Origin of the sequence: Bacteroides sp. An322 (genome assembly GCF_002161765.1) — a bacterium.
Taxonomy (GTDB): Bacteria; Bacteroidota; Bacteroidia; order Bacteroidales; family Bacteroidaceae; genus Phocaeicola; species Phocaeicola merdavium.
In genome coordinates this window covers 198,859-206,219 of sequence record NZ_NFIN01000003.1, presented here as the reverse complement: position 1 = coordinate 206,219, position 7,361 = coordinate 198,859, and the positions used below count along the sequence as shown (strand labels likewise).

Annotated in this window: 6 protein-coding genes; 5 read left to right on the top strand and 1 reads right to left on the bottom strand. The window is 41.0% G+C overall.

The window, feature by feature from the left end; all coding sequences use genetic code 11:
* Window positions 1-146 precede the first annotated feature (146 nt).
* Together B5F91_RS03075 and B5F91_RS03070 are read left to right on the top strand one after the other, a co-directional pair.
* Complete coding sequence (locus tag B5F91_RS03075) at window positions 147-2,084, top strand: AAA family ATPase (RefSeq protein WP_087427638.1); 1,938 nt, start codon at window positions 147-149, stop codon at window positions 2,082-2,084.
* Between the two features lie 8 nt (window positions 2,085-2,092).
* Window positions 2,093-3,469: an RNA-binding domain-containing protein gene (locus B5F91_RS03070; RefSeq protein ID WP_087427637.1), complete on the top strand. Its 1,377-nt coding sequence runs from the start codon at window positions 2,093-2,095 to the stop codon at window positions 3,467-3,469.
* 197 nt (window positions 3,470-3,666) lie between these two features.
* Here the strand turns inward: B5F91_RS03070 and B5F91_RS03065 are convergent, their stop codons facing one another.
* A complete protein-coding gene (locus B5F91_RS03065; RefSeq protein WP_087427636.1) occupies window positions 3,667-4,050 on the bottom strand; it encodes a 2-amino-4-hydroxy-6-hydroxymethyldihydropteridine diphosphokinase in 384 nt (127 codons plus the stop codon).
* 72 nt (window positions 4,051-4,122) lie between these two features.
* Between B5F91_RS03065 and kdsB the strand changes: the two genes are divergently transcribed.
* The 3 genes from kdsB to B5F91_RS03050 all read left to right on the top strand — a co-directional run bounded on the left by kdsB (window position 4,123) and on the right by B5F91_RS03050 (window position 7,360).
* Window positions 4,123-4,884 carry a 3-deoxy-manno-octulosonate cytidylyltransferase gene (kdsB, locus tag B5F91_RS03060; RefSeq protein WP_087427657.1) on the top strand — a complete coding sequence of 254 codons (762 nt, stop codon included), beginning with the start codon at window positions 4,123-4,125 and terminating at the stop codon, window positions 4,882-4,884.
* The gene (locus B5F91_RS03055) at window positions 4,881-6,170 is read left to right on the top strand and encodes a pitrilysin family protein (protein ID WP_087427635.1); all 1,290 of its coding nucleotides are present in this window, start codon (window positions 4,881-4,883) and stop codon (window positions 6,168-6,170) included. Before kdsB ends, B5F91_RS03055 begins: the two co-directional genes overlap by 4 nt.
* A gap of 68 nt (window positions 6,171-6,238) precedes the next feature.
* Window positions 6,239-7,360, top strand: a complete 1,122-nt coding sequence (locus B5F91_RS03050) for a phosphatidylinositol-4-phosphate 5-kinase (RefSeq protein ID WP_087427634.1) — start codon at window positions 6,239-6,241, stop codon at window positions 7,358-7,360.
* The last annotated feature ends 1 nt before the right edge of the window (window position 7,361 follow it).

Here is a 7,361-nt window from a genome sequence, read left to right as displayed (position 1 = left end):
AAAAGATCTCAAGGAAGATGATGTAATTAATACAATCATAGCAGTACACAGTAGCATATTTATGACAGATAATCCAGTAAGAACACGCTTAAAACTTTTTGTTTCGCGTAGTCCTGAGATTTTGAAACCGATAATACAACATTAATATGACAGCAATATCAAAAATAAGAATAAACGGCTTTAAAGCCTTTCCAAAAGAATTTGAGTTAGTTCTTAATGGGAAGAATCTACTCATGTACGGTGAAAATGGAAGTGGAAAATCTTCTATTTACTACGCTTTACATGCACTTTTACAAAGTCAATACCATGATAAAGGAGCAATCTATTTTGATAAGGATTCCACTGAAAGTATAGTAAATAAGGATACCACAACTGCAGAACCATATATAGAGATTGAACTCGAAGGAAGCGAGACAAAATATCGTTTGTCCCAAAATGGATACGAGGAAATCCCCCACCAACCGATATCTCCATTAAGGGATATGAATGCTGAATGTGTGTTTATCAACCACAAATTTTTGTTTCGTGCTTTTAGTTTTCGTAATTCGGAATACATTGATTTGTTTCCTATTTTTATAAAAGACATATTGCCCTTTGTTTTGACCCAGGATAATGCAGAATATATTGGGACTATTTATGATGACGTAATGAAAGGTATTCAACGTCACGGAAAAAGTAATCTATTGGAAGATTCATACAAAAAAAGGATCGAGAGATTTAATTTGGAGGTACAACATATTATTAATCAGATTAACTCAATCGTTTCAGAAATATACAATAAGAACTTTCGAAACGAAAATGAACGGAGTCTTAAAATTGTATTAGAGTTTGATGATAATCGTGATAAGGTACCCTTGCCTAATAAATCTTATTGGTTAAGATGTGACTATCGTTATCAACTTGTCAATAAAGCTGGAGGTTGGCAACTTAAACAAATAAGTAGTGGCTACGAAATTTTGCAACCATCAATCATTCTTAAGATCGAAGAAGAAATAAATGGTACATATCAACCTATAGGAAAACCTCAAACACATTTTAATGAAGCAAGGCTTACAGCGATAGCATTATCAATTCGTTTTTCTTTATTAGACATTATAGCAGCAGCTAATGGTAGATTTATGGCATTGGATGATATGCTTATCAGTCTTGATATGAGTAATCGAGCTAAAGTTGTAACTTTTTTGTTGAATATCTCAGATAGATACAAAATTTATCTGTTTACCCACGACAAGACATTCTATAATTATGTAGCTCATATTATTACTCAAAAAGGGAAATCTTCTGAGTGGACATTTAAGCGTATTTCATATAAGCATACAGAAAAACGACCTCTGGTTTTAGATGATAGTTGTGACTATTTGTCTAAGGCTAAATACTTTTATGAATTAGGTGATTATGAAACTTCAGCGATTTATTTCCGAAAAACATTGGAACAAAATATTGGAGAAAGGTTACCTTTTGAACTTAAAACTCGAGCTGATGGGGGATTTCTTGAATTACAAACATTGTGGGATAAATTTATAAAGTTTTATGCTCATAATGGCACTCCAATCGATAGAGAAATGCAAAAAATATTTAGTGCGTCTAAACTTCTGATTCTAAATCCAGCTGCTCATTTTCAGCGTTTAGTAAATCCTATATATAAATTAGAATTAGATGAAATCTTTAAACTTACCAATTACATTTGCGGATTATCTAAAATAGAAAAACAATTGATTCTTGAACAAGGGAAAACACTTGTATTTCAACATCCAAAAGAAAATTATAATTGTAGTTTCATTCTTGATGATGATTTAGTTATTATTGAAGGAGAGCATATTGTCGCTAAGATTCCTAAATGCAAAAATATAAAGTGGGAGTATAATGGAGTAGAATACTGGAATTTTGAATTGAAGAAACGAGATTTAGAAAACCCTTTGATAGTAGCCACTCCTAAACTAACTAATTTTATTGACAATATGATTAATAAAGTTCCGCTTAATATAACGCAGAAGATGTTTATTGAAAATTGTAAGGTAGACGGTATTTCTTTGCTTGAATTTATGGGAAACATTGATTTACTTAGAATTAGCGTAAAAATTTAGACCATTATATGCCAACCGAATCCCAAAACATAGAATTCAAAGAATCTTGGCGCGACGAATACCAGAAATGGATTTGTGGTTTTGCTAATGCACAAGGCGGTGTCCTTTACGTGGGCGTAAAGGATGATGGCGAGGTGTGCGGTGTGCAGGATGCCAAGAAGTTGATGGAGGACATTCCGAATAAGGTGCGCGACATGATGGGTATCTTGGTGGATGTCAATCTGAAAGAGAAAGATGGAAAGTCCTATCTGGAGATTGTGACGGAGGCTTATCCTTATCCCGTCAGTTTCCGTGGAAAGTATTACCAACGGAGCGGTGCAACCAATCAGGAATTGAAAGGGGCGGCACTTGACCGCTTCATGCTTCGCAAGCAGGGCAAGACTTGGGACGGTGTGCCTGTGCCTTATCTGAAAGCAGAGGACTTGGACAATGCTACGTTTAATTTGTTCCGTAAGTATGCCAAGCGGAGCGGACGAATGGAGGAAGCGGACTTGATGGACGACAATCACGGTTTGTTGGAGAAGCTCCGGCTTTATGAGGGCAGTTATCTGAAGCGTGCTGCCGCCTTGTTGTTCCATCCCGACCCGGAAAAGTATGTGACTGGAGCGTTTGTAAAGGTCGGCTTTTTCCGTGAAGGCATGGATTTGGTGTATCAGGACGAAGTGCATGGTAATCTGTTCCAGCAAATTGTGAAACTGATGGACTTGCTGTGTACCAAGTACATGAAAGCCATCATTACTTACGAAGGCATCCAACGGATAGAAACACTTCCTATACCTCGTGAGGCAGTGCGTGAGGCGCTATTGAATGCTTGCATTAACAAAGACTATGCAGAACCTTCTCCCATCCAAATCCGTGTGTATGAGAACAAGTTGGAAATAATAAATGGTGGGGTATTACCCGAAGGATGGACGGTGGAAACCTTATTGTCTTCACATCGTAGTATGCCTTACAATCCGGATATTGCCAACACCTTCTTCCGTGCAGGCGAGATTGAGGCATGGGGACGCGGCATTGAACGCATCATCACAGCTTGTAAGAATGACGGATTCTCCACGCCGGAGTTCCGCTATGATGTTTCGGGAATATGGACGATTTTTAAGTTTGAATATCCAGAAAGAGCGACTACCAAAAGCGACCAAAACACTACTCAACAAACCATACAAAAGACCATACAAAAGACCATACAAAAGCTAACGGAGCAACAACGAGCCATATTAGTCTATCTGAATGAACACCCTAATGCCACACGAAAAGAATTATGTGAGAAGATTCCTGATGCGACAATGGGAGGTGTCATTCATAATCTTTCCCGGCTTCAAGAGCTTGGCTTACTGAAACGTATAGGAGGCAGGAAACAAGGATATTGGCAAATTATAGAATAAAGATTTGGAAGAATTTGAAAGCTGGCACGAGGATTTAATAGCATGGGAACGCTTTCAAGACGAGCTTGAAAGAATTTAAATAGAGATAAGCAATAAGCAAAATAGCTACGGAATAGTCTATGCAATTATATATTTATAATGAAGCTATGCTTCAACCGCCATAGAAGCAATGATACTTGGCACGATGTTTTCCGGTTCTATTTTTCTTCCAACCCTTCCAACGCCTGACGGACATAATGCTTTTGCATGTCTTCGGGCTTGAGGACGGTGTTGTCTATCATCAGCAAGTCGATGTCGAGTGGGATGATGCCGGTCTGTTTGCTTAGGGAAGTGCGTCCGCAGGCTTTTTCGATGCTTTTGAAATAATGCCGCAAAGTATCGGCATCCCAGTTTGTATCTAAACGGGCAGCACGGTTCAGGTAGGAAGTGGGGCAGGTTGTTCCTTCGGGTAAGGTCTTTACTGTTTTTCCCCAACGGATGGAAGGGAAACGCTGGTTGAGCAGCATCTCAGCCATTCCCATATAGGTTTCTGCCCGGTAATTTGACCCGATACAAAGGATACATTGATGCATATTTTTCATATTGATGAAGTTTTGGATGCAAAAATAGATTTTTTTCGTAAATTTGCACGCTACTAATCAAAAATGAATACCATGAAATTTATCGGAATCATTCCTGCAAGATATGCATCGACCCGTTTCCCTGCCAAACCGTTGGCTTTATTAGGGGGAAAACCGGTCATTCAGCGAGTGTATGAACAAGTATGCAACGTGTTGGACGATGTGTGTGTGGCTACCGACGACGAACGTATCGAAACGGCTGTAAAAGCTTTCGGAGGCAAGGTAGTCATGACTTCGCCTAATCATAAGAGCGGAACCGACCGTTGTTGTGAAGCCTACCATAAAGTGGGGAAAGGCTTTGACGTAGTGGTTAATGTCCAAGGTGATGAACCTTTTATACAACCTTCACAATTAGAGGCTATCAAGGCATGTTTTGATGCTCCAGACACTCAAATAGCTACTTTGGTAAAGCCTTTTACTCCGGCAGACGGTTGGGACGCACTGGAAAATGTCAATTCGCCTAAAGTCGTAATAGGGAAAAACGGGAATGCCTTGTATTTCAGCCGTTCCATTATCCCCTACATGCGGAATAAAGACAAAGCGGAATGGCTGGCAGGACATACATATTATAAGCATATCGGGCTTTATGCATACCGTGCTTCGGTGCTGGAGGAAATTACAGCTTTGCCACAATCTTCTTTGGAATTGGCAGAATCGCTGGAGCAGTTGCGCTGGCTGGAGAATGGCTATACCGTAAAAGTAGGAATCAGTGAAGTGGAAACAATCGGAATAGATACACCGCAAGACTTGGCGCGTGCCGAAAAATTCTTGCAAGAACAGATAATGAAAGAATGATTTTAGACAGAACAACAGCTCCCGAAATCCGTCAGATAGAACATTTTTCGATAGTGGAACCGGAGCGGCGCGTGATGCGAAACGGTGTTCCGCTGAATATTATCCAAGTCGGTGATGAAGATGTAGTGCGTTTCGACTTGTTGGTGAAGGGAGGGCAATGGAATCAAAGCCAACCGCTGCAAGCCATGTTTACCAACCGCATGCTACGGGAAGGGACTTCCAGCCTGACTTCAGCGCAAATTGCTGAAAAACTGGATTACTATGGTGCATGGTTGGATTTGTCTTCGGCAGTGAATTACGGTTTTATCACTCTATATTCGCTGAGCAAGTATTTCCCGAAAACGCTTGAGATTGTAGCCTCGATGGTAAAAGAGCCGATATTCCCGGAAAAAGAATTGGATGTTATCCTGAATGTGAACAAGCAGCAGTTTCAAGTAAATGCCCGAAGAGTAGACGTCATGGCACGCAAAAGACTGAACCGTGCCCTTTTCGGCATCCAGCATCCGCTGGGCAGATATGCCGAACTGGAAGATTATGATCGCATTGACCGCGAAGTATTGCAAAAATACTACCGGACTTATTACCATTCGGGAAACAGTTCGGTTTATATATCGGGAAAAGTCACTCCTGCAATCATAAGGTACGTAGAACAACATTTCGGTGAGCCGGAATGGGGAGATACATCTCTAAAGGCTTCTTTCAAGGAGTATACACCTCAGACTGAGACCGGGAAATACATCTTTGTCGAGAAAGAAGACGCCTTACAAAGTTCGTTGAAAATGGGCTGCTTTTCTCTTCCCCAACAGCATCCCGATTATCTGAAATTCCGCGTATTGGTTACTTTATTCGGCGGATATTTCGGAAGCCGGCTGATGTCGAATATCCGCGAAGAAAAAGGCTATACGTATGGAATATGTGCCGGGCTGGTGAATTATCCTAAAACAGGAGTATTGGGAATCAGCACCGAAGCTGCCAATGAATACATTCAGCCCATTATTACCGAAATCGGAAAGGAAATGGACCGGCTGTGTTCGGAGAAAGTATCCGAACAAGAATTGGAAATGGTGCGCAACTATATGTTGGGTGACATGTGCCGTTCGTATGAAAGTGCCTTCTCACTATCTGACGCATGGATATTTATAGAAACAACCGGGCTGGGAACAGATTTCTTTGAACGCTCGTTGGAAGCTATCAGAGAAGTAACTGCCGATGAAATTCTGACCTTGGCGCAAACGTATTTCTGCAAAGAAAACTTAATAGCCGTAGTGGCAGGTAAAAAAGTGTAATGAAATTGCCGTAGCTTAAGTAAAAGAACTAATTTTGGACGGCTTTAAAAAAAACAGCATTGAAAAGAATGAACAAATATACATTATTAATATGGGCATTTATGGGGCTGGGAAGCCTTTCTGCTTCTGCCCAAATGTCGTTAGGGTATTATAAATTCAAAGACGGATCAGAATATACGGGTGAACTGAAAGGGAAACGCCCGAACGGAAAAGGAAGGACCGTATTCAAAAACGGAGACATTTACGAAGGCGAATACATAAAAGGGATGCGCCAGGGACAAGGCACATATACTTTTGCCGACGGAGAAAAATACGTTGGAGAATGGTTTGAGGACCAGCAGCATGGCAAAGGCACTTATTATTTCATGAACAACAACCGTTATGAAGGCATGTGGTATCAAGACTTTCAAGAAGGCGAGGGTACAATGTATTATTATAACGGTGATAAATACATCGGTTCGTGGCATCAAGACAAACGGAACGGGAAAGGAACATATACCTGGAACGGAGGTGCCCGTTATGAAGGTGAATGGAAAAATGACCTGAAGAACGGGACGGGAGTCATGATTTGGGAAGACGAATCGAAGTATGAAGGTGAATGGAAAAACGGCGAACGTGACGGAAAAGGCACTTTCTATTATACCAATGGAGATAAATATGTAGGTGATTGGGTACATGACGTACAGCATGGCAAAGGCACTTATTATTTCCAAAACGGAGAACGCTATGAAGGGGATTATGCCGACGGAGAACGTACCGGGGAAGGCATTTACACGTATCCGAACGGGGATAAATACGTGGGCCAATTCAAGAATGGCAAACAAGAAGGAACCGGCACATTCACCTGGCAAAACGGCGCGGTGTATGAAGGGGAATGGAAAAACAACCAACGTTCGGGACACGGGCACTATAAATGGGGCAACGGTGACGAATATGAAGGAGAATGGAAAAACAATGTAGCGGAAGGAGACGGAGTTTTGCGTATGCAGGACGGCTCGGTATATACAGGTAAATTTGCCGGAGGGAAAGAACACGGCAAAGGAACTATCGTAAACAAAGACGGTTCGCGTTTCGAAGGATTTTTCAAGCAAGGAAAAAAAGACGGCGCTTTTATCGAAACAGATGCCAATGGCAAAATAACCCGTCAAGGAACATTCCGCAACGGAAGACTGTTGGAGGAGAAAAAATAAC

Bases quoted from the DNA above. Each gene is read 5' to 3' on its own strand.
- B5F91_RS03075 (WP_087427638.1), top strand. From the start codon at position 147: ATGACAGCAATATCAAAAATAAGAATAAACGGCTTTAAAGCCTTTCCA.
- B5F91_RS03070 (WP_087427637.1), top strand. From the start codon at position 2,093: ATGCCAACCGAATCCCAAAACATAGAATTCAAAGAATCTTGGCGCGAC.
- B5F91_RS03065 (WP_087427636.1), bottom strand. From the start codon at position 4,050: ATGAAAAATATGCATCAATGTATCCTTTGTATCGGGTCAAATTACCGG.
- kdsB (WP_087427657.1), top strand. From the start codon at position 4,123: ATGAAATTTATCGGAATCATTCCTGCAAGATATGCATCGACCCGTTTC.
- B5F91_RS03055 (WP_087427635.1), top strand. From the start codon at position 4,881: ATGATTTTAGACAGAACAACAGCTCCCGAAATCCGTCAGATAGAACAT.
- B5F91_RS03050 (WP_087427634.1), top strand. From the start codon at position 6,239: ATGAACAAATATACATTATTAATATGGGCATTTATGGGGCTGGGAAGC.